Source organism: Streptomyces poriticola, assembly GCF_036689765.1.
GTDB classification, from domain to species: Bacteria; Actinomycetota; Actinomycetes; order Streptomycetales; family Streptomycetaceae; genus Streptomyces; species Streptomyces poriticola.
Genome location: NZ_JBAGKH010000011.1, coordinates 92,385 through 115,980 on the forward strand (window position 1 = coordinate 92,385; position 23,596 = coordinate 115,980).

19 protein-coding genes are annotated in these 23,596 nt (G+C 73.3%); 13 read left to right on the forward strand and 6 right to left on the reverse strand.

Annotated features, from left to right (window positions below):
* The first annotated feature begins 90 nt into the window (after positions 1-90).
* The 5 genes from V5O46_RS17225 (at position 91) to V5O46_RS17245 (ending at position 4,788) form a co-directional block, all read left to right on the forward strand.
* Positions 91-1,053 (forward strand): polysaccharide deacetylase family protein, encoded by a 963-nt coding sequence (locus tag V5O46_RS17225; protein ID WP_332885480.1) that lies wholly within the window; start codon positions 91-93, stop codon positions 1,051-1,053.
* Positions 1,050-1,751: a polysaccharide deacetylase family protein gene (locus tag V5O46_RS17230; protein ID WP_408649010.1), complete on the forward strand. Its 702-nt coding sequence runs from the start codon at positions 1,050-1,052 to the stop codon at positions 1,749-1,751. The genes V5O46_RS17225 and V5O46_RS17230 overlap by 4 nt, the downstream gene beginning before the upstream one ends.
* A 370-nt stretch (positions 1,752-2,121) precedes the next feature.
* Positions 2,122-2,430: a co-chaperone GroES gene (groES, locus tag V5O46_RS17235; protein ID WP_190206047.1), complete on the forward strand. Its 309-nt coding sequence runs from the start codon at positions 2,122-2,124 to the stop codon at positions 2,428-2,430.
* Positions 2,431-2,548: 118 nt separating this feature from the next.
* Positions 2,549-4,174, forward strand: a complete 1,626-nt coding sequence (gene groL / locus V5O46_RS17240; protein ID WP_332885481.1) for a chaperonin GroEL — start codon at positions 2,549-2,551, stop codon at positions 4,172-4,174.
* A gap of 425 nt (positions 4,175-4,599) precedes the next feature.
* Positions 4,600-4,788: a hypothetical protein gene (locus V5O46_RS17245; RefSeq protein ID WP_332885482.1), complete on the forward strand. Its 189-nt coding sequence runs from the start codon at positions 4,600-4,602 to the stop codon at positions 4,786-4,788.
* 199 nt (positions 4,789-4,987) lie between these two features.
* On the opposite strand, the gene V5O46_RS17250 is transcribed toward V5O46_RS17245, so the two are convergent.
* The 4 genes from V5O46_RS17250 to V5O46_RS17265 form a co-directional block, all read right to left on the reverse strand.
* On the reverse strand, positions 4,988-5,929 hold the full coding sequence (locus V5O46_RS17250; RefSeq protein WP_332885483.1) for a hypothetical protein: 942 nt from the start codon (positions 5,927-5,929) through the stop codon (positions 4,988-4,990).
* Between the two features lie 512 nt (positions 5,930-6,441).
* Positions 6,442-6,879 carry a hypothetical protein gene (locus V5O46_RS17255; protein WP_332885484.1) on the reverse strand — a complete coding sequence of 146 codons (438 nt, stop codon included), beginning with the start codon at positions 6,877-6,879 and terminating at the stop codon, positions 6,442-6,444.
* Between the two features lie 284 nt (positions 6,880-7,163).
* Positions 7,164-7,937: an SDR family NAD(P)-dependent oxidoreductase gene (locus V5O46_RS17260; protein WP_332885485.1), complete on the reverse strand. Its 774-nt coding sequence runs from the start codon at positions 7,935-7,937 to the stop codon at positions 7,164-7,166.
* Between the two features lie 97 nt (positions 7,938-8,034).
* Positions 8,035-8,703, reverse strand: a complete 669-nt coding sequence (locus V5O46_RS17265) for an MOSC domain-containing protein (protein WP_332885486.1) — start codon at positions 8,701-8,703, stop codon at positions 8,035-8,037.
* A 92-nt stretch (positions 8,704-8,795) separates the two neighbouring features.
* Here V5O46_RS17265 and V5O46_RS17270 point away from each other — a divergent pair, with 92 nt between their 5' ends.
* Positions 8,796-9,728, forward strand: a complete 933-nt coding sequence (locus tag V5O46_RS17270; protein ID WP_332885487.1) for a LysR family transcriptional regulator — start codon at positions 8,796-8,798, stop codon at positions 9,726-9,728.
* A 29-nt stretch (positions 9,729-9,757) separates the two neighbouring features.
* On the opposite strand, the gene V5O46_RS17275 is transcribed toward V5O46_RS17270, so the two are convergent.
* Positions 9,758-10,084 (reverse strand): WhiB family transcriptional regulator, encoded by a 327-nt coding sequence (locus tag V5O46_RS17275; RefSeq protein WP_332885488.1) that lies wholly within the window; start codon positions 10,082-10,084, stop codon positions 9,758-9,760.
* 381 nt (positions 10,085-10,465) lie between these two features.
* Between V5O46_RS17275 and V5O46_RS17280 the strand changes: the two genes are divergently transcribed.
* The 4 genes from V5O46_RS17280 (at position 10,466) to V5O46_RS17295 (ending at position 14,879) form a co-directional block, all read left to right on the forward strand.
* Positions 10,466-11,077, forward strand: a complete 612-nt coding sequence (locus V5O46_RS17280; RefSeq protein ID WP_003948568.1) for a response regulator transcription factor — start codon at positions 10,466-10,468, stop codon at positions 11,075-11,077.
* 278 nt (positions 11,078-11,355) lie between these two features.
* The gene (locus V5O46_RS17285) at positions 11,356-11,943 is read left to right on the forward strand and encodes a sigma-70 family RNA polymerase sigma factor (protein WP_332885489.1); all 588 of its coding nucleotides are present in this window, start codon (positions 11,356-11,358) and stop codon (positions 11,941-11,943) included.
* Positions 11,944-12,145: 202 nt separating this feature from the next.
* Complete coding sequence (gene guaB, locus V5O46_RS17290; protein WP_332885490.1) at positions 12,146-13,648, forward strand: IMP dehydrogenase; 1,503 nt, start codon at positions 12,146-12,148, stop codon at positions 13,646-13,648.
* A gap of 106 nt (positions 13,649-13,754) precedes the next feature.
* Positions 13,755-14,879, forward strand: coding sequence for a GuaB3 family IMP dehydrogenase-related protein (locus V5O46_RS17295; protein ID WP_332885491.1), 1,125 nt, complete (start codon positions 13,755-13,757; stop codon positions 14,877-14,879).
* A gap of 423 nt (positions 14,880-15,302) precedes the next feature.
* Here V5O46_RS17295 and V5O46_RS17300 read toward each other — a convergent pair whose 3' ends face one another.
* Complete coding sequence (locus tag V5O46_RS17300) at positions 15,303-16,511, reverse strand: nucleotide sugar dehydrogenase (RefSeq protein WP_332885492.1); 1,209 nt, start codon at positions 16,509-16,511, stop codon at positions 15,303-15,305.
* A gap of 297 nt (positions 16,512-16,808) precedes the next feature.
* On the opposite strand from V5O46_RS17300, the gene V5O46_RS17305 reads away from it, so the two are divergent.
* The 3 genes from V5O46_RS17305 to V5O46_RS17315 all read left to right on the forward strand — a co-directional run bounded on the left by V5O46_RS17305 (position 16,809) and on the right by V5O46_RS17315 (position 23,443).
* Positions 16,809-18,515: a glycerol-3-phosphate dehydrogenase/oxidase gene (locus tag V5O46_RS17305; protein ID WP_332885493.1), complete on the forward strand. Its 1,707-nt coding sequence runs from the start codon at positions 16,809-16,811 to the stop codon at positions 18,513-18,515.
* A 136-nt stretch (positions 18,516-18,651) separates the two neighbouring features.
* Positions 18,652-20,724: a serine/threonine-protein kinase gene (locus tag V5O46_RS17310; RefSeq protein ID WP_332885494.1), complete on the forward strand. Its 2,073-nt coding sequence runs from the start codon at positions 18,652-18,654 to the stop codon at positions 20,722-20,724.
* Between the two features lie 106 nt (positions 20,725-20,830).
* The gene (locus V5O46_RS17315; RefSeq protein ID WP_332885495.1) at positions 20,831-23,443 is read left to right on the forward strand and encodes a protein kinase; all 2,613 of its coding nucleotides are present in this window, start codon (positions 20,831-20,833) and stop codon (positions 23,441-23,443) included.
* The last annotated feature ends 153 nt before the right edge of the window (positions 23,444-23,596 follow it).

A 23,596-nucleotide genomic window follows, 5' to 3' on the forward strand; every position in this document is an offset into this window, starting at 1 on the left:
CGGGTCATTGTGGGCCAGTCGGTGGACGGTGTGCCGCCCGCCGCGGTGTCGGACCGGCTTCCGGGGCGGCGGCTGCGAGGATCCGGCACCATGCGAGCAGTCGTACAAAACGATAAGAGCCGGGAAGACGGGAACTACCGGGTGTTCTGGACGCGCCGGGTGCTCGGGGCCCGGAGAACACGGGTCCGCGGGGGCCTCTCCCTGCTCGCCGTCGCCGCCCTGGGCGCGGGCTGCGCGGAGGGCGGGGCCCGGCCCGCCTCCGGCCAGCAGGCCCTCCAGGCGCCCCCGGCCCGCGCACTGGACGCCTACGCCACCAAGCTGAAGAAGGCGCACGCCGCGCGTGTCGCCGCGGCCCGGCGCTGGGGCCTGAAGAAGGTCCCGCTGACCGCCCCGCCGCCGCCCGCGAAGAAGCCGGAGATCACCACCCGCAAGGGATTCGAGGTCGACGACCACGCCGAGCGCGGCCTCCCGCCGGTCTTCACCACCATCCCCACCAAGGAGAAGATCGTCTTCCTCACCATCGACGACGGCGCCGAGAAGGATCCGGCGTTCCTGCGGATGATGAGCGAGCTGAAGATCCCGTACACCGCCTTCCTCAGCGACTACCTGGTCAAGGAGGACTACGGCTATTTCAAGAAGATGCAGGCCCACGGGGTCACCCTGGACAACCACACCCTCAACCACCCTTACCTGCCCGGACTGAACCACGCACAGCAGAAGCGCGAGATCTGCGGCATGCAGCAGGTCATCCGCAAGCGCTACGGCAAGCGCCCCACCGTCTTCCGCCCGCCCTACGGCAACTACGACGCCGACACCCTGCGCGCCGCCAAGTCCTGCGGCATCACCCATGTCCCGCTGTGGAACGAGGAGGTCTACGCCGACCGCTGGGAGTACCGCGAGTGGGACCGCGAGATCCACCCCGGCGACATCGTCCTCAGCCACTTCCGGGGCCGGGACGACTGGGCGGGCACCATGCCGGACATGGTCCGCCGGTTCCTGGACAAGGTCACCGCCGAGGGGTACGCGGTGGCCCGCCTGGAGGACTACCTGTGAGCCACCGCCGGTGCCGGCTCCCGGTGACCGGCACCGCCCTCGCGGCCCTACTGCTCACCGGCTGCGCCGAGCCCGCCGGCCCCGCCGGGCGTCCGCCGGGGGACGGGGCGCAGGCCGACGCGCAGACCCGGGCGCTGCCGCCCGTCGTGGACCACGTCCGCACCCGCGACAGAGTGGTCTTCCTGACCTACGACGACGGCGCCGAACGCCACCCGCGCGTCACCGCCCTGATCCGCGACCGGAGGCTCCCCGTCACCCTGTTCCTCACCGACACCGTCGCCGGGCCGGCCTACGCCGACCTGGCACGGCTGCGCTCGGTCGGCGCGAGCCTGCAGAACCACACCCTCGACCACCGCTCCCTGCGCGGTCTGCCCTACGCCGGGCAGCGCGCCGAGATCTGCGGCCAGCAGCGCAAGCTCCGGTCCCGCTTCGGCGTCCGCCCCCACCTGTTCCGGCCGCCCCACGGCAGATACGACACCACGACCCTGCGCGCCGCCGCCGACTGCGGCATCACGGCGGTCGTGCTGTGGCGGGTACAGGTGACCGGCAGCGGCCGTGGCTTCACGTACACGCGCGGGGAGCGCCGCCTGCACCCCGGCGACATCGTCTCGGTCACCGAGCCCGGCCGTACGGAGGAACTCCTGGCGGAGATCGAGCAGCGCGGCCTGAGGGTGGCCCGCCTGGAGGACTACCTGTAGTCGGACCAGCCGGCCGGCCGGCCGGCTCCGGCGACGCCGGTCCGGTGCACCCGGCCCGTCCGGCGCTGGAGGACGAGGCCGTCCAGGCCGAATGCGGGGCCCCGGGGGCACAAGGTCCCCGGCGGCGCTCACTCCCCCGCAAGGGGCGCGAAAGAGGCCGGGGTTCACAGGAATCCCCACCCGACGCGCCACGGGCATTGGCACTCCGCTTGACCGAGTGCTAATCCCGGTCATAGTCTCGGCTCTGGCACTCCCCACCGGAGAGTGCCAACACAGCGACGGGCAGGTCCGGCACCCGCGACGACGGATCGACCTGGTCGCCACCTCAGACAGTTAACCCCGTGAGATCTCCGAAGGGGGAGGTCGGATCGTGACGACCGCCAGCTCCAAGGTTGCCATCAAGCCGCTCGAGGACCGTATCGTGGTCCAGCCGCTGGACGCCGAGCAGACCACGGCTTCGGGCCTGGTCATTCCGGACACCGCCAAGGAGAAGCCCCAGGAGGGCGTCGTCCTGGCCGTGGGCCCGGGCCGCTTCGAGGACGGCAACCGCCTTCCGCTCGACGTCAAGGTCGGCGACGTCGTGCTCTACAGCAAGTACGGCGGCACCGAGGTGAAGTACAACAACGAGGAGTACCTCGTCCTCTCGGCCCGCGACGTGCTCGCGATCGTCGAGAAGTAGTTCACCCCGAAGCACACCGCTTTGAGCTGCGCCCCTGGCCCCCCGCGACCGATGAGAAGCCGGGCGCCCGGGGCGCAGCGTCGTTAAACCCAGATTCCGGAAGAGGGCTCACGCTCCCATGGCGAAGATCCTGAAGTTCGACGAGGACGCCCGTCGCGCCCTCGAGCGCGGCGTCAACAAGCTCGCCGACACCGTCAAGGTGACCATCGGCCCCAAGGGCCGCAACGTCGTCATCGACAAGAAGTTCGGCGCCCCCACGATCACCAACGACGGCGTCACCATCGCCCGCGAGGTCGAGGTCGAGGACCCGTACGAGAACCTCGGCGCCCAGTTGGTGAAGGAGGTGGCGACCAAGACCAACGACATCGCGGGTGACGGCACCACCACCGCCACCGTGCTGGCCCAGGCGCTGGTCCGCGAGGGCCTGAAGAACGTCGCCGCCGGTGCGTCCCCGGCGCTGCTGAAGAAGGGCATCGACGCGGCCGTCGCCGCCGTCTCCGAGGACCTCCTCGCCACCGCCCGCCCGATCGACGAGAAGTCCGACATCGCCGCCGTCGCCGCGCTGTCCGCCCAGGACCAGCAGGTCGGCGAGCTGATCGCCGAGGCGATGGACAAGGTCGGCAAGGACGGTGTCATCACCGTCGAGGAGTCCAACACCTTCGGTCTGGAGCTGGACTTCACCGAGGGCATGGCCTTCGACAAGGGCTACCTGTCGCCGTACTTCGTGACGGACCAGGAGCGCATGGAGGCCGTCCTGGACGACGCCTACATCCTCATCCACCAGGGCAAGATCTCCTCCATCGCGGACCTGCTGCCGCTGCTGGAGAAGGTCATCCAGGCCAACGCCTCCAAGCCGCTGCTGATCATCGCCGAGGACGTCGAGGGCGAGGCCCTGTCCACCCTCGTCGTCAACAAGATCCGCGGCACCTTCAACGCCGTCGCGGTGAAGGCCCCCGGCTTCGGCGACCGCCGCAAGGCGATGCTGCAGGACATGGCCGTCCTCACCGGCGCCACCGTCATCTCCGAGGAGGTCGGCCTCAAGCTCGACCAGGTCGGTCTGGACGTGCTCGGCACCGCCCGCCGCATCACCGTCACCAAGGACGACACCACCATCGTCGACGGTGCCGGCAACAAGGAGGACGTGGAGGGCCGCGTCTCCCAGATCAAGGCCGAGATCGAGGCCACGGACTCCGACTGGGACCGCGAGAAGCTCCAGGAGCGCCTCGCCAAGCTGGCCGGCGGCGTGTGCGTGATCAAGGTCGGCGCCGCCACCGAGGTGGAGCTGAAGGAGCGCAAGCACCGTCTGGAGGACGCCATCTCCGCGACCCGCGCCGCGGTCGAGGAGGGCATCGTCTCCGGTGGCGGCTCCGCCCTGGTGCACGCCTCCAAGGTCCTGGAAGGCAGCCTCTCCAAGTCCGGCGACGAGGCCACCGGTGTCGCGGTCGTCCGCAACGCCGTCGTCGAGCCGCTGCGCTGGATCGCGGAGAACGCCGGCCTGGAGGGCTACGTCATCGTCTCCAAGGTCAAGGAGCTGGAGAAGGGCAGCGGCTACAACGCCGCCACCGGTGAGTACGGCGACCTGGTCAAGGCCGGCGTCATCGACCCGGTGAAGGTCACCCGCTCCGCCCTGGAGAACGCCGCCTCCATCGCCTCCCTGCTGCTGACGACCGAGACCCTGGTCGTCGAGAAGAAGGAAGAGGAAGAGCCGGCCGCCGCGGGCCACGGCCACGGCCACGCCCACTGAGCGCCGCGCTGAGCTGAACGGTGCCCGGTGCCCCTGCGGGGGTGCTGGGCACCGTGTGCTTTTCCGGGGGCGGGAGCCGGGCCGCCCCCGGTGGGTTCGTCGCCGCGTGCGGCGTCGTCGGTGGGGAGAGGTGAGAGAAGGAGCCGGCCGTCACCCACGGCCCACACGGTCTTCCCCGGCGCACCGGGCGCACCCGCCGCTCGGCCGCACCCCACCCACTCCACGGCCGGCGCCGCCACCGGGGCGAGCCCGCGCCCGCCCTCCGCGAGCCGCCGCCCGCCCTTCGCCAGGCCCGGGCGCTCCGGCGCGGGCACCGGCCCTCGCTCTCCGCGCTCGTCGCTCACCTCCACAGGAGGCGACCCGCGCCGTCGTGAGCCGGCCGCAGCTCGGTGCCCCGCCCCGGCATCCGCCCCGGCATCCGCCCCGTGGGCGACGGCGTCGGCCGTCAGTCCGCCCACGACCGGTTCCACGGGCGTCATGGACCGGTGTGCGGTACGGCCCCCTCCGCGGTGCAGCTGGTGCGAGGCCGGCCGCCGGGCCGGGCGGACGCCCGCGGGGTGGCGCTGAAGCGGAGCGTGGAGGAGGCGGCGACCGCGAAGGAGTGCCGCCGGTGAGAACGGCGGTCGTGCCTCGGAGATCCCGCGTCGGCAACCCCTCCGACCAGGCGCTTCGGTCCCACGACCGGCATCTGTAGCGGTGAGCCCCCCAGGCCGTCGGGGTGGTCGGGGCGGCTACCGTCGTCGGCTGCCCCCGGCGACGCGGCGGTGGCGCGCCCCTCGGTGAGGCGGCGGGTGACGCGTCTCCGAGGAGCCGTCACAGCAGCCCGCTCAGCGTCAGTACGCGCTCGGCGAGCCGCCCCCGCAGCCTCCCCCCGTCGGTGCCGGCCTCCGCGAGCCAGTCGGCGCCGACCAGCCGTTCGGTGTGCGCGGCGACGTCCTCGGGCCGCAGGGCGCAGAACGAGGCGACCGCGTCCAGACCGAGACCGTCGTCGTCCTCGGGGCTGCCGAGACGCCCGTCGGGACGGCTGTGGGCGGCGGTGTACACGGCGAGGAGCCGCGTGGCGGCGCCCGGCTTCTTTTTCCGCAGCCTCCGGTCACCCACCGCCTTCTGCGCCCACCCCGAAAGCCTTGCGCGGGTGACCTTGCCGAAGGGGAACGGACGGGGCCCGGCGGGCAGCAGCGAGGGGACGGTGACCCGGGTGGGCTCCTCGGGCCGGGAGGCCAGCGCGTCGTCGACGGTGACCTCCTCCGGCAGACGCAGCCAGCCGACGTCGACCAACTGCCGGAGTACCCGCTCGGCGTCGCCCTGCAGCCAGCCGTGGAGATCCTGCCCGGTGACGTTCCCGGTGCCCGCGCGCCCGGTCCGCAGGGTGAGCATGAGCACCGCGAGCCGCCCCTCCGCCCCGGGGAGCGGGGCACGGGCCCGGACATGCTCCAGCACGCTGCGGGCGTGGGCGCCCTGAGTCCGGGTCAGGAGCCGCTCGACCACCGGCCCGTCCCCGTCCCCCGCGATGCCGACGCGGTTGGCGTGCATCTCGCGGGTGGTCCGCGCGGCCGTATCCGCCCGTTCCGCCTCCTCGCTCAGGGACGCGTCTCCGGTGACCGTCGCCCACACGGCGAAGGCGCGGGACTTGCGGTCGTGGAGTCCGGCGAGGACGGCGAGGTCGGGTTCGGGACGCCGCTGGTACGCGCGGAACGCGTCGCCGAGTTCGATCAGTTCCAGCCGCAGATCGTCGGGCTGCAGGTCGTCCGGCACGATCCGCTGCGCGACCCTGCCCGACTGCCGCTTCTCGCGCCGGGACGACGCCCCACGCGGCGCGGCGGTACGGGCGCGGGGCAGCGGTACGGGGCGGGCGGCCGGGGATGGAGCGCCGGACGACGCGGGTCGGGTACCTGTCCCGGTGTCCGCCCGCGTCGCGGAGCCACCGACGGGGGGAGAGGAGGCGAGGTCGGAGAACATCACCGTCCCACCCCCGCCCCCCGCCCCCCGGCCCGTCGCCGCCCTGTCCGTACGCCCCCTGTCGGTGCCGTCGACGAACGGTTCGCCCCGGTCACCCGTGCCCTCGCTCACCTGATGCCGCCCTCTCTCCAGCCGGTCTGCGACCTCCCGCACGCTGCGGGCGCAGCCACCTGACGCTACGCCGCACCGGCACACGGACAAGGAACGGACGGAGATGGATCGCACGTTCGGGTGACAGGCCCCGCTCGGGTACCAGAGCTGCGCCGTCCGGGTGAATCGCGCCTTTCCCGCACCGACTGCACCGCGCTCTACGGCTTCAAGGGCGGGGTGGGCCGCAGCACGGCGACCGCCGTCCCGGCCTGCCACCTGGCCGACCAGGGACACGTGCCGCGGGTGACAGCGGACGCCGCCCCGGCATCGCCGCCGAGGACGACAGCAGCGGCCGACCGCCCGCGCCGTCCCGCGGCTGCGGCACGAACCGGCGCCGGTCCGGGGCGCAGCGGAGAGGGGAACCCCGCCTCGGCCAGGGTCTCGCCCAGCTCCACGTGCGTCGCCTCCGACAGCACCGCCAGGCCGGGGAACCGGGCGCGGACACGGGAAAGGAGATCCTTCGTGGTGTTTCCGGTGTCGGGCCGGACGCCCGCCGGAGCCTGCGAGATGCGCAGGGCACGCGTCAGGTCGAGCGTGAGCGGAAACAGCTTCAGCCGTGAGGAGACGCCGCTCGCCATCGACGCGGCCAGTCCCACCGGCCGGGTGTCGGTACCGCCGGGCGATCAGCGGCAGCCGCCCGCTCGGTCCCGTACTCGCAACTGCCGCCCCTGGAGGGCTGAAATCCTGAACGTGCAGGCGGCAGCGGTGGCGGGCGGGGCAGACGCGACAGTTCGGCCCTCGCATCTCCTGTCGCCGCATGGGCGCCGCGGACCAGAAGGGCGAACACCAGGGACGCTCGTGGCGCGAGCCGTTGGTCCAGTCGGGAGAAGCCCGCCACGGACCAGGAAGGAGAAGGTGGGGGTGGGGGCGGCTCCTGCCCCTACTGCGGCCCGTACTTGCGCCCCGTCCTGGAGCTGATCCCGCCCAGCATGCCCCGTGGCACCAGCTTCGCCGCGCCCATGAGGACCTTGTACCGGGGGTCCGGGACGGACAGGCTCTTGCCACGGGCCAGGTCGTCCAGGGCCGCCGCGACCAGCTTGTCCGCGTCGAGCCACATCCACTTGGGAATGTTGTCGGTGCCCATCCCGGCCCGCTGGTGGAATTCGGTGCGGACGAAACCGGGGCACAGCGCCATCAGGCGTACGCCGCTGCCCGCCAGATCCCGCGCCGCGCCCTGGGTGAACTGCACGACCCAGGCCTTGGAGGCCCCGTAGGTGCCGCGCGGGACGAAAGCGGCGACCGAGGCGACGTTGACGACGCCGCCGCGGCCCCGGTCCCGCATCGCCCCGGTCGCCGCCGAGGTCAGCCGGAGCACCGCCTCGCAGTGCACCTTGAGCATCCGCAGCTCGTCGGCCATGGGCACATCCAGGTAGCGGCCCTTGTTGCCGAAGCCGGCGTTGTTGACCAGCAGGTCGACGGGGCTGCGGCGGTCGCCCAGCCGGGCGGCCACCGCCTCGATGCCGTCGTCCTCGGCGAGGTCGGCCGTCAGTACCTCGGCCTCGATGCCGTGCCGGTCGTGCAGTTCGGTCGCCTGCTCGCGCAGCCGCTTGGTGTCGCGGGCGACCAGTACCAGGTCGTGCCCGTCGGCCGCCAGCCGCCGTGCGAACGCGGCGCCGATGCCCGCCGTCGATCCCGTAATCAATGCCGTTGTCATGGCGCAAGATTAGTGACCCGGATCCGCGGGCTCCGCTCGCCCACCAGGTCCGCGGCTCTGTGCAGGAACTGTGCGGAACCGCTGCGCCGAACCGGCCTCAGCCGCTCCTGTCCGCCAGGTACTTCCGCGCCGTCGCCAGTGCCTCCGCATGCAGGGCGTCGCCCGCCGCCGGCAGCCGCGGCAGCAGCTCCCGCTCCGTCGTCACCGCGCGGAACTGCAGCGCCACCGTCACCGCGTGGCCGGGACGGTGCACGATCTCCACCGGGTCGCCGCCTCGGATCTCCCCGGACTCGATCACCCGCAGGTACGCGCCCGGCGCGCCCCGCTCCGTGAAGCGCCGCACCCAGCCGGGCACACCGACATGGCCCTGGAAGGTGCGGCAGGGAATCCGTCCGCTGGTCACCTCCAGCACCACCTCGGGGCCGATCCGCCAGCGCTCGCCGATCAGTGCACCGGAGACATCCACACCGGCCGTCGTCAGGTTCTCGCCGAACGCGCCGTTCGCCAGCGGTCGCCCCAGCTCGCGCTCCCAGTCGTCGAGATCCTCCCGGGCCACCGCGTAGACCGCCTGGTCGTCGCCGCCGTGATGGCGCGTGTCGCACACCGTGTCCCCGGCGAGCCCGCTCGCGCCGACTCCCTTCGGCCCCGGCGCCGTCACCCGAACGGGCCCCTCGGCCGGCCGCTTGTCGATGCCGGTGACGCCGTCGGGGTGGTTGGTGTACGGCACGGCCGTCGCACGGCCCAGATTGACTGACAGAACGTTCATGACCGCACGGTAAGGGAGTCTCACCCAAAGCTGCGACGCGGTATCCGCCGCAAGGGATAAGCGGTCCTTATCGTCGCGCTATCCTCGGTGATGTGATCGAGGCCCGTCATCTCCGTGTCCTGCGCGCCGTGGCCGCCACCGGCTCCTTCTCGGCGGCCGGGCGCGAGCTCGGCTGCACCCAGCCCGCCGTCAGCCAGCAGATGAAGGCGCTGGAGGCCTCCGTCGGCACGCCCCTGCTGGTGCGCAGCGGGCGCGAGATGCGGCTCACCCAGGCCGGCGAGGCCCTGGTGCGGCACGCCGCGGGCATCCTCGCCGGGCTGACCGCGGCCGAGGAGGAGGTCGCCGCCATCGCGGGTCTGCGGGCCGGGCGGGTCCGGCTGGTCTCCTTCCCGAGCGGCAGCTCCGCCCTGGTGCCGACCGCGCTCGCCGCGCTGCGCGCCGCCCACCCCGGCACCCGGGTCTCCCTGGAGGAGGCCGAGCCGCCCAAGTCCGTCGGGATGCTGCGCGAGGGTGACTGCGATGTGGCGCTCGCCTTCCGCTACGAGGGCGCGGCGGACGCAGCGGAGTGGGACGACCTGGTCGTACGGCCGCTGCTGACCGACCGGCTCGTGGCGCTGGTGCCCGAGCGGCACCCGCTCGCGCGCGCCGAGTCCGTCGCGATCGGCGATCTCGCCGAGGAGCCGTGGATCGCGGGCTGTCCGCGCTGCCGCGGCCGGCTGGTCGAGGTGTGCCGGTCGGCGGGTTTCGTCCCGCGCATCGACTTCGCCACCGACGACTATCCGGCCGTCGTCGGCCTGGTCGGCGCCGGCCTCGGCGTCGCCGTACTGCCCCAGCTCGCCGTGGAGTCCGTACGCCCCCGGGGTGTGCGCACGGTCACCTTGGAACCGGCGGTGCGCCGCGAGATCGTCGCGCTCACCCTGCCGGACCTGGCCCAGGTCCCGGCCGTGACCGCCACCCTGGACGAACTGGCCGGAGCTGCGCGCAGCCAGGACCCGTCCGGCGTCTCCGGCGGGCTTCTGCGGTAGAACCGCCCCCTGTTCGAAGAAACGTTCCTTCAGTGGCTCGGCGCGGTGCCCCCGGCCCCCGACGTCGACACCAGACGGTGCCGCGCCCGCCCCATCAGCTCCTCGCGCTCGTCCTCGGTCAGTCCGCCCCACACGCCGTACGGCTCGCGTACCGCCAGCGCGTGGGCCGCGCACTCGGCGCGCACCGGACACCTCATGCAGACCTCTTTGGCCGAGTTCTCGCGAGCGCTCCGCGCCGCACCGCGCTCGCCCTCCGGGTGGAAGAAGAGCGAGCTGTCCACCCCGCGGCACGCAGCCAGAAGCTGCCAGTCCCACAGGTCCGCGTTCGGTCCGGGAAGGCGGGAGAAATCTGCCATTGCGTGACCCCTTGCAGCCGATCTGGGTGGATACGGTGCCCTCGACCGTACAACTACCATCTAAGGAGATGAAAATATGACTCATTGCGAATCTAGTCTCAGACACCACCAAAGCGGAAGAAAAAGGGCCGAATGGGGCATGGGTTGTGATGAAAGCTTGTGGGTCCGCCGCGCATGTCTGCACCGTGTCCGCCCCCTCACGTAGAGTGCCGAAGACGACACACAGCCCCGTAACTCTTTCGAGTGACCGTCGTTGAGAGGGCGGAGGCGGTTGAAGGAACAAGCGCTCGGGCGGGCGTCCGAGACGGTCGACCGCACAGGTGACGATTTCGTACCAGCCTGGAGGCTCAAGGTGACGCGCATCAGCTGCGGAGGACGGCCATGACTTCCGTCCTCGTCTGCGACGACTCCCCGCTTGCCCGAGAGGCGCTCCGCCGCGCGGTCGCGACCGTGCCCGGCGTCGAGCGCGTGACGACGGCTGCCAACGGCGAGGAAGTCCTCCGCCGCTGGGGAGCCGACCGCTCGGATCTGATTCTGATGGACGTGCGCATGCCCGGACTGGGCGGCGTCGAGACGGTCCGGCGGCTGCTCTCCGCCGACCCCGGTGCGCGCATCATCATGCTCACCGTCGCCGAGGATCTCGACGGCGTGGCCCTCGCCGTGGCCGCCGGGGCCCGTGGGTATCTGCACAAGGACGCCTCGCGCGCCGAGCTGCGGGCCACGGTCACCCAGGCCCTCGCCGACCCGACCTGGCGGCTGGCCCCGCGCCGGCTGCGCTCCGCCGAGATGGGCGCCGCACCGACGCTCACCGCGCGGGAGATCCAGGTCCTGGAGGGCATGAGCCACGGCCGCTCGAACGCCGAGATCGGCCGTGAGCTGTTCCTGTCCGAGGACACGGTCAAGACCCATGCCCGGCGGCTCTTCAAGAAGCTCGGTGCCTCGGACCGGGCGCACGCGGTGGCGCTCGGCTTCCGGTGGGGCCTGGTGCGCTAGGAAACCCGTGGCGTGGCGGCCCGACGGGCCCGACGGGAGTGCGGCGATCCCCGCTTACCGCGAGGTGGGCGGGGGTGACAAGGCAACCCGCCGGGTGCCCGCTGCTCGTTTCGCCGCCGATGCCGCATCCTTGAGGTGTGGAGTTCCTCGGGGACAAGTCGGTCAAGCGGAAGGGGAGGGCGCAGGGGATGAGTTCCGGCGCACCTGCTCATAACGCTTCGGTGCACAACGACGGACACGGTGCCACGGGCCACCCGGCCACAGGGCACCATGGACCGATGCGCGACGACGAGGCGGCCGCCGGCCAGGGAACTGTCGGTGCCCTCGTCCATCGCGCCGTGGACGGGGACGAGCAGGCCACCCACGACCTGCTCGCACACGTCCACCCGCTGGCGCTGCGCTACTGCCGGACCCGGCTGTCCCGGCTTCCGGGCGACGCCCGGCACTTCGTGGAGGACCTCGCCCAGGAGGTCTGCGTCGCGGTCCTCCTCGCGCTGCCCCGCTACAAGGACACCGGGCGCCCCTTCGAGGCGTTCGTCTTCGCCATCGCCGCCCACAAGGTCGCCGACCTGCAGCGGGCCGCGATGCGCCATCCCGGCTCCACGGCGGTGCCCTCCGACGAGATGCCGGAGCGCCCCGACGACTCCCTCGGCCCCGAGGAGCGCGCGCTGCTCAGCAGCGACGCCGAATGGGCCAAGAAGCTCCTGGCCAACCTGCCGGAGAACCAGCGCGAGCTGCTCCTGCTGCGGATCGCAGTGGGGTTGACCGCGGAGGAGACCGGACAGATGTTGGGAATGTCACCGGGAGCGGTCCGGGTGGCCCAGCACAGGGCCCTGAGCAGACTCAGGGCACTCGCCGAGCAGTAGGCACCTGCTCCCCGCCGCACAGGCGCCCCGGCTCCCCGCTCCCCGGCCACACCTGAACAGCGATCCCGACGGTTCCGTACGAACAGACGGGTTCCGTACGAACATACGAAGCCCCCAGCCGTCCACAACCGTGGAATGAGATGGCCATGCTTCCCGTTAGCATGGACATCCGCACCGATCAAGGCCATTTGGGGAAGGTGTCATGACTGCCAACGTCGACGGAGTGCCCGGAAAATTCGCGACACTCGGGCTGACCTACGACGACGTGCTGCTGCTGCCGGGCGCATCCGAGGTGCTGCCCAACGCGGTCGACACCTCGTCCCGCATCTCCCGCAACGTCCGGGTGAACATCCCGCTGCTCTCGGCGGCGATGGACAAGGTGACCGAGGCGCGCATGGCGATCGCCATGGCCCGCCAGGGCGGTGTCGGCGTGCTGCACCGCAACCTCTCCGTCGAGGACCAGGTCAACCAGGTCGACCTGGTCAAGAGGTCCGAGTCCGGCATGGTCACCGACCCCATCACGGTGCACCCCGAGGCCACCCTGGCCGAGGCGGACGCCCTGTGCGCCAAGTTCCGCATCAGCGGCGTCCCGGTCACCGACCCGGCGGGCAAGCTGCTCGGCATCGTCACCAACCGTGACATGGCCTTCGAGAGCGACCGCACGCGCGAGGTGCGCGAGGTCATGACCCCGATGCCGCTGGTCACCGGCAGGGTCGGGATCTCCGGCCTGGACGCCATGGAGCTGCTGCGCCGCCACAAGATCGAGAAGCTGCCGCTGGTCGACGACGCGGGCATCCTCAGGGGCCTCATCACGGTCAAGGACTTCGTCAAGGCCGAGCAGTACCCCCACGCCGCGAAGGACACCGAGGGCCGGCTGCTGGTCGGTGCCGCCGTCGGTGCCAGCCCCGAGGCCCTGGAGCGCGCCCAGGCGCTGGCCGCGGCCGGGGTGGACTTCCTGGTCGTCGACACCTCGCACGGCCACAACAGCAACGCCCTGAGCTGGATGGCGAAGATCAAGTCGAGCGTCGGCGTGGATGTGATCGGCGGCAACGTCGCCACCCGTGACGGCGCCCAGGCCCTGATCGACGCCGGGGTCGACGGCATCAAGGTCGGGGTCGGACCCGGCTCGATCTGCACCACCCGTGTCGTCGCCGGGATCGGCGTCCCGCAGGTCACCGCCATCTACGAGGCGTCCCTCGCCGCCCGCCCGGCAGGCGTCCCGCTGATCGGCGACGGCGGTCTGCAGTACTCCGGCGACATCGGCAAGGCGCTCGCCGCCGGCGCCGACACGGTCATGCTGGGCAGCCTCCTCGCAGGCTGCGAGGAGTCGCCCGGCGAGCTGCAGTTCATCAACGGCAAGCAGTTCAAGTCGTACCGCGGCATGGGTTCGCTGGGCGCCATGCAGTCCCGCGGCCAGGGCAGGTCGTACTCCAAGGACCGCTACTTCCAGGCCGAGGTGGCGTCCGACGACAAGCTGGTTCCCGAGGGCATCGAGGGCCAGGTGCCCTACCGCGGCCCGCTGGCCAACGTGCTGCACCAGCTCGTCGGCGGCCTGCGCCAGACCATGGGCTATGTGGGTGCCGCCACCGTCCAGGAGATGGAGTCGAAGGGCCGCTTCGTGCGGATCACCGCGGCCGGGCTCAAGGAGAGCCACCCGCACGACATCCAGATGACGGTCGAGGCGCCGAACTACAGCCGGAAGTAGCCGCCGGGATCCCCGAGGGCGGCCCCGCACACGGCCGGGGCCGCCCTTGCCGTGCCCGTCGGGGATACTGGAAGGCGCTGCAACGCATCAGGGAAAGGCCACAGACGTGACTGAGATCGAGATCGGGCGCGGCAAGCGCGGCCGCCGGGCGTACGCCTTCGACGACATCGCCGTCGTCCCCAGCCGTCGTACCCGGGACCCGAAGGAGGTCTCCATCGCCTGGCAGATCGACGCCTACCGCTTCGAGCTGCCGTTCCTCGCCGCCCCCATGGACTCGGTCGTCTCCCCGGCCACCGCGATCCGCATCGGCGAGCTGGGCGGCCTGGGCGTGCTCAATCTCGAGGGCCTGTGGACGCGGTACGAGGACCCGCAGCCGCTGCTCGACGAGGTCACCGCGCTGCCCGCCGAGGACGCCACCCGCCGCCTCCAGGAGATCTACGCCGCGCCGATCAAGGAGGAGCTGATCGGCCAGCGGATCAAGGAGGTCCGCGACTCCGGTGTGGTCACCGCCGCCGCGCTCTCCCCGCAGCGCACCGCCCAGTTCTCCAAGGCGGTCGTGGACGCGGGCGTCGACATCTTCGTCATCCGCGGCACCACGGTCTCCGCGGAGCACGTCTCGTCCTCGCACGAGCCGCTGAACCTGAAGCAGTTCATCTACGAACTGGACGTCCCGGTGATCGTCGGCGGCTGCGCCACCTACACCGCCGCCCTGCACCTGATGCGCACCGGCGCGGCGGGCGTGCTGGTCGGCTTCGGCGGCGGTGCCGCGCACACCACGCGCAATGTGCTGGGCATCCAGGTCCCGATGGCCACGGCGGTCGCCGACGTGGCCGCGGCCCGCCGGGACTACATGGACGAGTCCGGCGGCCGGTACGTGCACGTGATCGCGGACGGCGGCGTCGGCTGGTCCGGCGACCTGCCCAAGGCGATCGCCTGCGGCGCCGACTCGGTGATGATGGGCTCGCCGCTGGCCCGCGCCACCGACGCACCGGGCCGGGGCCACCACTGGGGCATGGAGGCCGTCAACGAGGAGCTGCCGCGCGGCCAGAAGGTCGGCCTCGGCACGGTCGGCACCATCGAGGAGATCCTCACCGGCCCGTCGCACACCCCGGACGGCTCGATGAACTTCTTCGGTGCGCTGCGTCGGGCCATGGCCACGACCGGGTACAGCGAGCTGAAGGAGTTCCAGCGGGTGGAGGTCACGGTGGCGGACTCCCAGCACCGCCGCTAGCCGGGCCACCTGCGGGGCCGGTCACCTGGTGAGGTGACCGGCCCTTTCGCATGCCCGGCGGAGGGCTGGTGAGCGCGCTGGGCGCCCGGGACACTCAGGGGGCGCGCGGCCCGATCTCCTGACGGACCGCCCACCGGGCTGACGGCGGCATCGTGGAAGGGGCGCGCCATGGGCCGCCACCGCAAGCTCACCCGCTGGGACCGACTCCGTCTGCGGATGGTGAAGCTCCGGAGGAGGTGTGTTTTGTCGATCTGCGGGAAGTGAGCGGCCACCCCTTCAGAGACCAGGGGGCGGACACTCCGAGCACTTCCCCGGAGCCTGCCGCAGTGCCCCTGCGGTGGGTTTCACTTGTTTCCTACCGTACCGGCGTGGCGGTCCCCTCACCACCAACCCTGTGGCACGCCGCCCCCGCGCGCCCCCTTCTCACAACCGGTGCGCCGCCCCCGTCGGCGTGGCGCCCCGGGTGTCCAGCAGGAGCTGGGCCTTGACCGAGAGGCCCTGGAGGTCGTACGTGCGGTGCTGCTGGAGGAGGATCGTCAGGTCGGCGTCGGCAGCGGCCTCGTAGAGGGAGTCGGCGCGGGGGACCGGGCGGTCCAGGACGGTCCAGGCCGGGATGTGCGGGTCGTGGTAGCTGACCGAGGCGCCCAGTTCCATCAGCCGGGTGGCGATCTCCCGGGCCGGGGTGGCCTGCCGGTCGGCGAGGTCGGCCTTGTAGGTGACCCCGAGGAGGAGGACGCGGGCGCCGCGCGCGGACTTGCCGTGCTCGTTGAGGAGCGCGGCGGCGCGCTGGACGACGTAGCGCGGCATCTGGCTGTTGACCTGCGTGGCCAGTTCCACCAGGCGCAGGCTGCGCGGGGCGTGGCCGGTCAGGTCCTGCGGGGCGGAGTGGCCGCCGACGCCGGGGCCGGGGCGGAAGGCCTGGAAGCCGAACGGCTTGGTCTCCGCGCAGCGGATGACGTCCCACAGGTCGACGCCGAGGTCGTGGCAGAGCACGGCCATCTCGTTGACGAGGGCGATGTTGACGTGACGGAAGTTGGCCTCCAGGAGCTGCACCGTCTCCGCCTCGCGGGGGCCGCGGGCGCGGACCACCTTGTCGGTGAGCCGGCCGTAGAACGCGGCGGCCGACTCGGTGCAGGCGGGGGTGAGACCGCCGATCACCTTCGGGGTGTTGGCCGGGCTGAAGTCGCGGTTGCCGGGGTCGACGCGGCTGGGGGCGTAGGCGAGGTGGAAGTCCCGGCCGGCGCGGAGCCGTGAGCCCTTCTCCAGGATCGGGCGGAGGAACTCCTCCGTGGTGCCCGGTTGCACCGGCGACTCCAGGATCACCGTGGTGTGCGGGCGCATGTGCGCGGCGAGGGTGCGGGCGGCGGCCTCCACCTGGGTGAGGTCCAGGCCGCCGTCCGGGCCCGGCGGGGTTGGGGCGCAGATGACGGCCGTGCGCACCCGGCCCAGTTCGGCCGGTCCTGCGGCGGTCCGGAAGCCCGTGGCGAGCATCCGGCGCACTTCGGCGGGGGTCAGCGGCCCGGCCTCGGGCCCGGTGCGGTAGCCGAGGGTGGGGATGCCGGCGGCGACGGCGGCCTGGGCCAGGGGCAGGCCGTACGGGCCGAGTCCGATGACGGCGAGATCTGCGGGCATGGCGTGGGCCGTCCTTCCCAGTAGCCGAAGCGGGACAGGTGCGCAAGCCCTGTGGACAGGATGGGCGAGCACAACGTCAGACTAGGAGTAAATATGACCGATTTGCGGGATTGATCAGCCGAGTTTCGGTGAGTGTTGGCGGCCCGGTCCCGGCGGCGGGGCGTGTTGGCCCGGCGGTCCTCCGGGGTTGTCCACAGGTTGGGGGTGCGTGGTGGCTGGATTCGGGCAACACGGTCAGAATTTCGGCATGGGGGGTACGCGAATGGACTGGACGAGCCGGACGAGCGGGAGGCAGCGGTGAGGACAGCGGCACTGAGGCCCGAGCAGCGGGCCGAGTCGCTCGCGGCCATGGCCGAGCGAGAGCTGGACCTGCTGGTCGTCGGCGGCGGCGTGGTGGGCGCGGGCACCGCCCTCGACGCCGCCACCCGAGGACTGGCCACGGGGCTGGTCGAGGCGCGGGACTGGGCGTCGGGCACCTCCAGCAGGTCCAGCAAGCTGATCCACGGCGGCCTGCGCTATCTGGAGATGCTCGACTTCGCGCTGGTCCGGGAGGCGCTGAAGGAGCGCGGCCTGCTCCTCGAGCGGCTCGCCCCGCACCTGGTGAAGCCGGTCCCGTTCCTGTACCCGCTGCAGCACCAGGGCTGGGAGCGGCTCTACGCGGGCTCGGGCGTCGCGCTCTACGACGCCATGTCCATGGCCCGCGGCCACGGCAGGGGCCTGCCGGTGCACCGCCATCTGAGCCGCCGTCACGCGCTGCGCGTCGCCCCCGCTCTGAGGAAGGACGCCCTCGTCGGCGCCCTCCAGTACTACGACGCGCAGATGGACGACGCCCGCTTCGTGGCCACCCTGGTGCGCACCTCGGCGGCCTACGGGGCGCAGGTCGCCAACCGCGCCCGTGTCACCGGATTCCTGCGCGAGGGCGAGCGGGTCGTCGGTGCCCGGGTGCAGGACGTCGAGGGCGGCGGGGAGTACGAGATCCGCGCCAAGCAGATCGTCAACGCCACCGGTGTGTGGACCGACGACACCCAGGCGATGGTGGGGGAGCGCGGCCAGTTCCACGTCCGCGCCTCCAAGGGCATCCATCTCGTCGTCCCCAAGGACCGCATCCACTCCTCCACCGGGCTGATCCTGCGCACCGAGAAGTCCGTGCTCTTCGTCATCCCGTGGGGCCGGCACTGGATCATCGGCACCACGGACACCGGCTGGGACCTCGACAAGGCGCATCCGGCCGCCTCCAGCGCGGACATCGACTACCTCCTCGAGCATGTGAACTCGGTGCTGGCGGTGCCGCTCACCAGAGATGACGTCGAGGGCGTGTACGCGGGGCTGCGCCCGCTGCTGGCCGGCGAGTCCGACGCCACCAGCAAGCTGTCCCGCGAGCACACCGTCGCGCACCCGGTGCCGGGCCTGGTCGTGGTCGCCGGCGGCAAGTACACGACGTACCGGGTGATGGCCAAGGACGCCGTCGACGAGGCGGTGCACGGCCTCGACATGCGGGTCGCCGACTGCGTCACCGAGGAGGTGCCGCTGCTGGGCGCCGAGGGCTACCCGGCGCTGTGGAACGCGCGCGCCCGGGTCGCCGCCCGGACCGGACTGCACGTCGTGCGCGTGGAGCACCTGCTGAACCGGTACGGGACGCTCGCCGAGGAGGTGCTGGAGCTGATCGCCGCCGACCCCTCCCTCGGCGAACCGCTGCACGCCGCCGACGACTACCTGCGCGCCGAGGTCGTGTACGCCGCCTCCCACGAGGGCGCCCGCCACCTGGACGACGTACTGACCCGGCGCACCCGCATCTCCATCGAGACCTTCGACCGGGGCACGCTCAGCGCCCACGAGGCCGCCGAACTGATGGCACCGGTCCTGGGCTGGGACAAGGACCACACCGAACGCGAGGTGCAGCACTACAAGAAGCGGGTCGAGGCAGAGCGCGAGTCGCAGCGCCAGCCCGACGACCTGACCGCCGACGCAGCCCGGCTGGGCGCGCCGGACATCGTGCCGCTGTAGCCCGCGGCGCGCGCCCCGATGACACCCGGTCAGCCCGCGGCCGGTTCCGTCGCCACCGCGGGCACCCGGGGCGCCGCGCACTTGTCGGGTGAGGGACAATGAAGGCTCTGTCAGGGCGGGTTGCATGAGGGGACGCATGTCGGAGGCGGAGCGGGCGGGGACATCCCGTCAGGACAACAGCGCACGTCTCCTCGCCGGGCGGTACCGGCTGGGAGATGTGCTCGGCCGCGGCGGCATGGGGACGGTGTGGCGCGCCGAGGACGAGACCCTCGGCCGCACGGTCGCCGTCAAGGAGCTGCGGTTCCCGTCGAACATCGACGAGGAGGAGAAGCGGCGCCTCATCACGCGCACCCTGCGCGAGGCCAAGGCGATCGCGCGGATCCGCAACAACAGCGCCGTGACGGTCTACGACGTGGTCGACGAGGACGACCGGCCGTGGATCGTGATGGAACTCGTGGAGGGCAAGTCGCTCGCCGAGGCCATCCGGGAGGACGGCCTGCTGGAGCCCCGGCGCGCCGCCGAGGTCGGCCTGGCGGTGCTGGACGTGCTGCGCTCCGCGCACCGCCAGGGCATCCTGCACCGCGATGTGAAGCCGTCCAACGTGCTGATCGCCGAGGACGGCCGCGTCGTGCTCACCGACTTCGGCATCGCACAGGTCGAGGGCGACCCGTCCATCACCTCCACCGGCATGCTCGTCGGCGCGCCCTCCTACATCGCCCCGGAGCGCGCCCGTGGCCACAAGCCCGGACCGGCGGCCGATCTGTGGTCCCTCGGCGGACTGCTGTACGCGGCGGTGGAGGGCACCCCGCCCTACGACAAGGGCTCGGCCATAGCGACGCTCACCGCGGTGATGACCGAGCCGCTGGAGGAGCCGAAGAACGCCGGCCCGCTGCGGGACGTCATCCACGGACTGCTCACCAAGGACCCCGCCGAGCGGCTCGACGACGCGGGCGCCCGTGCGCTGCTCACCAAGGTGGTGCATGCCCCCGCCGGCGACCCCGGCGCGGCGGAGCCGGCCGACGCGACGAAGGTCGTACCGCTGCCGGCGCAGACCGACGGGCGGCCCGGCCGGGGCGCGGATCCGGGCGCCGGGAGCAGGCGGTCCGAGGAGGCCGGCGAACGGCTGCGCGGCGCGCTGCGCTCGGTGCGGAAGGCCGCCGTGTCGGCGGCGGGGGCCGGGAGCGCGGCCGCGTCCCGAACCCCGTCCGACGGCCCGTCCGACGGCCCGTCCGGTGCCGGCCGGGCAGCCGGCGGCAGGGCGGGTACGGGCGGGGACCGCGCCGCGGCCGGTGCGGGCGCCACGGCGGTGACGGCCGCGGGGGCGGGGAACGCGCAGGCGGGCGGGCGCAGTTCCGGGTGGCCCGTGATGCCGCCCCCGGATCTGCCGCCCCGGCCCGTGCCGAAGGCGTCGATCACCGACGTCGTGCCCCGGCGCACCCTGGTGATCATCGCGGTCGTCGTGGTGCTCGCCGTGCTCGGCACGGTGCTGGCCCTCGCGCTCGGCGGCGACGGCGACGGCGGGGGTGCGAAGGGCGCCGGGAGCGGCGACCGGTCGGCCGCCGGCGCCCCGCCGAGCGGCGACACCAAGCGGGACGACACCGGCGGCACCCGCACGGACGGCTCCGGGGGAGAGTCCGCGGGGACCTCGTCGGGCGCCGCCGCGGACTCCTCCGCGGGCGCCGGGGCGGACTCCGGCGACTCGGCGAAGGACTCCGAGGACGGCGCGGACGCCGCGGGCACCGGGGACGGCAAGGAGGCCGGGGACTCCGACGCCGCGGGCGCGGCCGCCACCCACCGGGGCGACCAGGGGTACACGATCGGACTGCCCGCGGGCTGGACGTACCGGTCCACCGGAGCCGCGGGCGACCGGTTCACCGGGCCGGACGGGCAGAAGCTGCTCATCGCCTGGACCTCCGCGCCGAAGGACGACCCGGTCGCCGACTGGCGCAACCAGGAGCGGTCCATGGCGCGCGCCCAGTACCAGAAGATCCGCATAGAGAAGGTGGACTTCCGCGGCTGGAACGCGGCCGACTGGGAGTTCACCTACGTGGACGGCGGCACCCGGTACCGGACCGTCGACCGGGGGTTCGTGGTCGGCGACCGGCTCGGGTACGCGCTCATGTACACCGCGAAGGCCGACGACTGGGACGGCGACCGGCGCCGGGGCACCTGGCGGACGCTGACCGAGACGTTCCAGCCGAAGCCGTGATCCCGGTGCCCTTCGGCACGTATCGTGAGTGCTTGCGGACCGTACGCAGCCGGAACAAGCCGCGGCGCGCACGGAATTGACCGACCGGGCTGCCGGGGGAGGCAACGTGGACGACTACGCCGGACGGGTCCTGGCCGACCGCTACCGCCTGCCGCTGCCTCCGTCCGACGCGTACGAACTCACCGAGACCCGCGCCTTCGACACCTACAGCGGGCAGGAAGTGCTGGTCCGGCAGGTCCCGTTGCCGGAGGTGGTCGAGGCCGAGGTGCTCGACGCGGAGGGACTGCCCGAGGGGTTCACGGCCCGGGACGACGGCCCGCGGCGTCCCCTGCAGCGATCGTCGGCCGCGGCACGTTCCGGCGGAACCCGTCGCTCCGTCGACCCGGTCGTCCGGCGTGCCGTCGAGGCCGCGCAGGCCGCGGCGGGCGTCCCCGACCATCCGCGGCTCGACCAGGTCTTCGACGTGTTCGCCGAGGGCGGTTCCCTGTGGGTCGTCAGCGAGCTGGTGCCCGCGCGCCCGCTCGCCGCCCTGCTCGCCGAGCAGCCGCTCACCGCGTACCGGGCGGCCGAGGTCGCCGCCGACGTCCTCATGGCGCTGCGGGTGCTGCACGGCCACGGCTGGGTGCACCGGAACATCACCGCCCGCACCGTGCTGGTCTGCGACGACGGCCGGGTGATGCTGACCGGCCTGGCGGTCGGCGCGGCGGAGGAGGCCCTGTGCGGGTACGACCCGGTACCGGGAGCGGACCCGGAGGGCCTCCGGCAGGCCGGTGCCGACGGCCCGGGAACCGGGCCTGGCGCCGGGGGCCGCGGACCCGGGGGCAGCCCGTCCGGAGGCGCGGGGCCGGTCGGTCCGGGTGCTGCCGGGAACGCCGGCGGGCCCGGTCGGGGCGGCGGGGCGGACGGCGGCACGGGCGTCGGGCCGCGTGGTGCCGATGGGCCGGCCGGGACCCGCGCCTCCGGGGCGGGAGCCGACGGAGCCGTGGGGGCCGGAGATCCCGACGCGGCCCGGCGGGACGCCATCCGGGCGCGCGCGGCCGGGGAGCTGTCGCCCGCGGGGCGCGACGGGACCGGCGGAGGGCACGCGGCCCGTCCGCTCGGCAGCCGTGACGACATCCGGGCGGCGCGGGCCGGAGCCATCGCCGCCTACCGCGCGGGGACCCGCGCCGCCGCCCGGGTCCAGGAGGCGCAGTACGGCCGGGCGGCCCTGCCCGGCGCCCGCCCCGCCCCGGAGCAGGACGGCGACACCGGACCGCAGCCCTACCCCGCGCCCGGCCGGATCGCCGATCCCTACGGCACCGGCGGCGCCCCTTGGCACGGAGCGGCCCCCCGGACCACCGGAAACCCCGCCCTGCCCGCAGCCCGCCGCCCGCAGCCGCCGCCCCCGGCCTCCCCCGCCGCCCCGCGGCCGGCCGGCTGGGACGAGCCCGCGGTCGCGGCACCGGCGCCGCGCGGCCCCGCCACCCCGTTGGCCGCCGAGCGCGCCCGGCAGGCGCGGATGGCCGTCGTCGGGCCGGTGACCGAGCGCTGGGCGCCGGAGCAGGCCGGACCGGTGCACGAGAACTGGCAGCTGGCACCCCCCGTCGGCCCCGCCACCGACCTCTGGGCGCTGGGCGCACTGCTCTTCCGCGCCGTGCAGGGGCACGCCCCGTACCCCGAGGAGTCGACCGCCGAACTGGTGCAGATGGTGTGCGCGGAGCCGCCCGCCTTCGCCGAGGAGTGCGGACCGCTCCGCCCGGTCGTGGAGTCGCTGCTGCGCCAGGACCCCACGGAGCGGCTCGACGTCGAGGAGCTGCGCGGCTGGCTGCGCTCCCTGGTGCGCTCCGCGCCCGAACCCGACGCCGGTCTGCACGTCGTCTCCGCCCCGCCCGCCGACGCCGGCCGGCTCCCCGTCGTACGCCGCCGGGGCGAGCTGGTGCGCCGGCGGCGGGCCGGGCTGCCGGCGCAGCACGGGCGGCACAAGCGGGCCCGCCGGGAGGAGCGGTCCCCGCGCAGCCTCGGCCGGATCCTGCTCCTGCTGATACTGCTCGCCGTCGCCGGGGTCGTCGCCTACGCCCTGCTCTTCATGCCGAAGGCCGACACCGGCGGAGCCGGCGCCGCGGGCCGCACCGGCGCCGCGGCCGAGGCGAGCCGGGCGCCACCGCCCGCCGAGTCCCCGGACGGCGGCGCCGAGCCCGGGCCCGGCGACGAGCCCGCCCCGGCCGACGATCCGAGTCCGTCACGCTCCTCGGGCACCGCCGAGACCCAGACCACCGGACCGGACGCCGCCGACGGCTTCACGCTGCGCACGGATCCCGAGGGCTTCCGCCTGGCGGTCGCCGAGGGCTGGGACCGCACCCCGGTCAACGGCCGCGGCCAGGTCGTCTTCGCCGACGGCGACTTCGAGCTGCTCGTCGTGCCCGGCCGGGACAGCGCATCCGAGTTCGGCAGCGACCCGATGGCCTACCAGCGGGAGCGGGAGCCCGAGTTGCAGCCGTACCGCGACTCCAGCTGGGCCACCTCCACCGGGCTGAAAACGATCGAGGTGGGCGGACGCACCATGGCCGAGGGGCAGTTCACCTGGACCGGTGGCGACGGCGGCGAGCTGTACGTGCGCAATGTGGCGATGCTGATCGACGGCCACTACCACGTCGTCCAGGTACGCGGCCCCGAGGCGGAACGGGACGAGGTCACACGGCTGTTCGAGCAGGCGTCCGCCACCTACCGGTACACCGGCTGACCATCGGTCGGCCCCGGACGGCCGCAGGGGCCCGTGGGTTGCCTCGCACCCGGTGAAGCGACAACTGTCACACCCCGGTCCGGAAGGCCCCCCGCCCATTCCCTGCGCGGGGACCGGTCCCTACGCTGATCCTGTCAAGAACATTGCGGGGCA

Coding starts and splice junctions, on each gene's coding strand:
- V5O46_RS17310 (WP_332885494.1), top strand. CDS start 18,652: ATGTCGGAGGCGGAGCGGGCGGGGACATCCCGTCAGGACAACAGCGCA.
- V5O46_RS17225 (WP_332885480.1), top strand. CDS start 91: ATGCGAGCAGTCGTACAAAACGATAAGAGCCGGGAAGACGGGAACTAC.
- V5O46_RS17280 (WP_003948568.1), top strand. CDS start 10,466: ATGACTTCCGTCCTCGTCTGCGACGACTCCCCGCTTGCCCGAGAGGCG.
- V5O46_RS17260 (WP_332885485.1), bottom strand. CDS start 7,937: ATGACAACGGCATTGATTACGGGATCGACGGCGGGCATCGGCGCCGCG.
- groL (WP_332885481.1), top strand. CDS start 2,549: ATGGCGAAGATCCTGAAGTTCGACGAGGACGCCCGTCGCGCCCTCGAG.
- guaB (WP_332885490.1), top strand. CDS start 12,146: ATGACTGCCAACGTCGACGGAGTGCCCGGAAAATTCGCGACACTCGGG.
- V5O46_RS17300 (WP_332885492.1), bottom strand. CDS start 16,511: ATGCCCGCAGATCTCGCCGTCATCGGACTCGGCCCGTACGGCCTGCCC.
- V5O46_RS17275 (WP_332885488.1), bottom strand. CDS start 10,084: ATGGCAGATTTCTCCCGCCTTCCCGGACCGAACGCGGACCTGTGGGAC.
- V5O46_RS17265 (WP_332885486.1), bottom strand. CDS start 8,703: ATGAACGTTCTGTCAGTCAATCTGGGCCGTGCGACGGCCGTGCCGTAC.
- V5O46_RS17285 (WP_332885489.1), top strand. CDS start 11,356: ATGCGCGACGACGAGGCGGCCGCCGGCCAGGGAACTGTCGGTGCCCTC.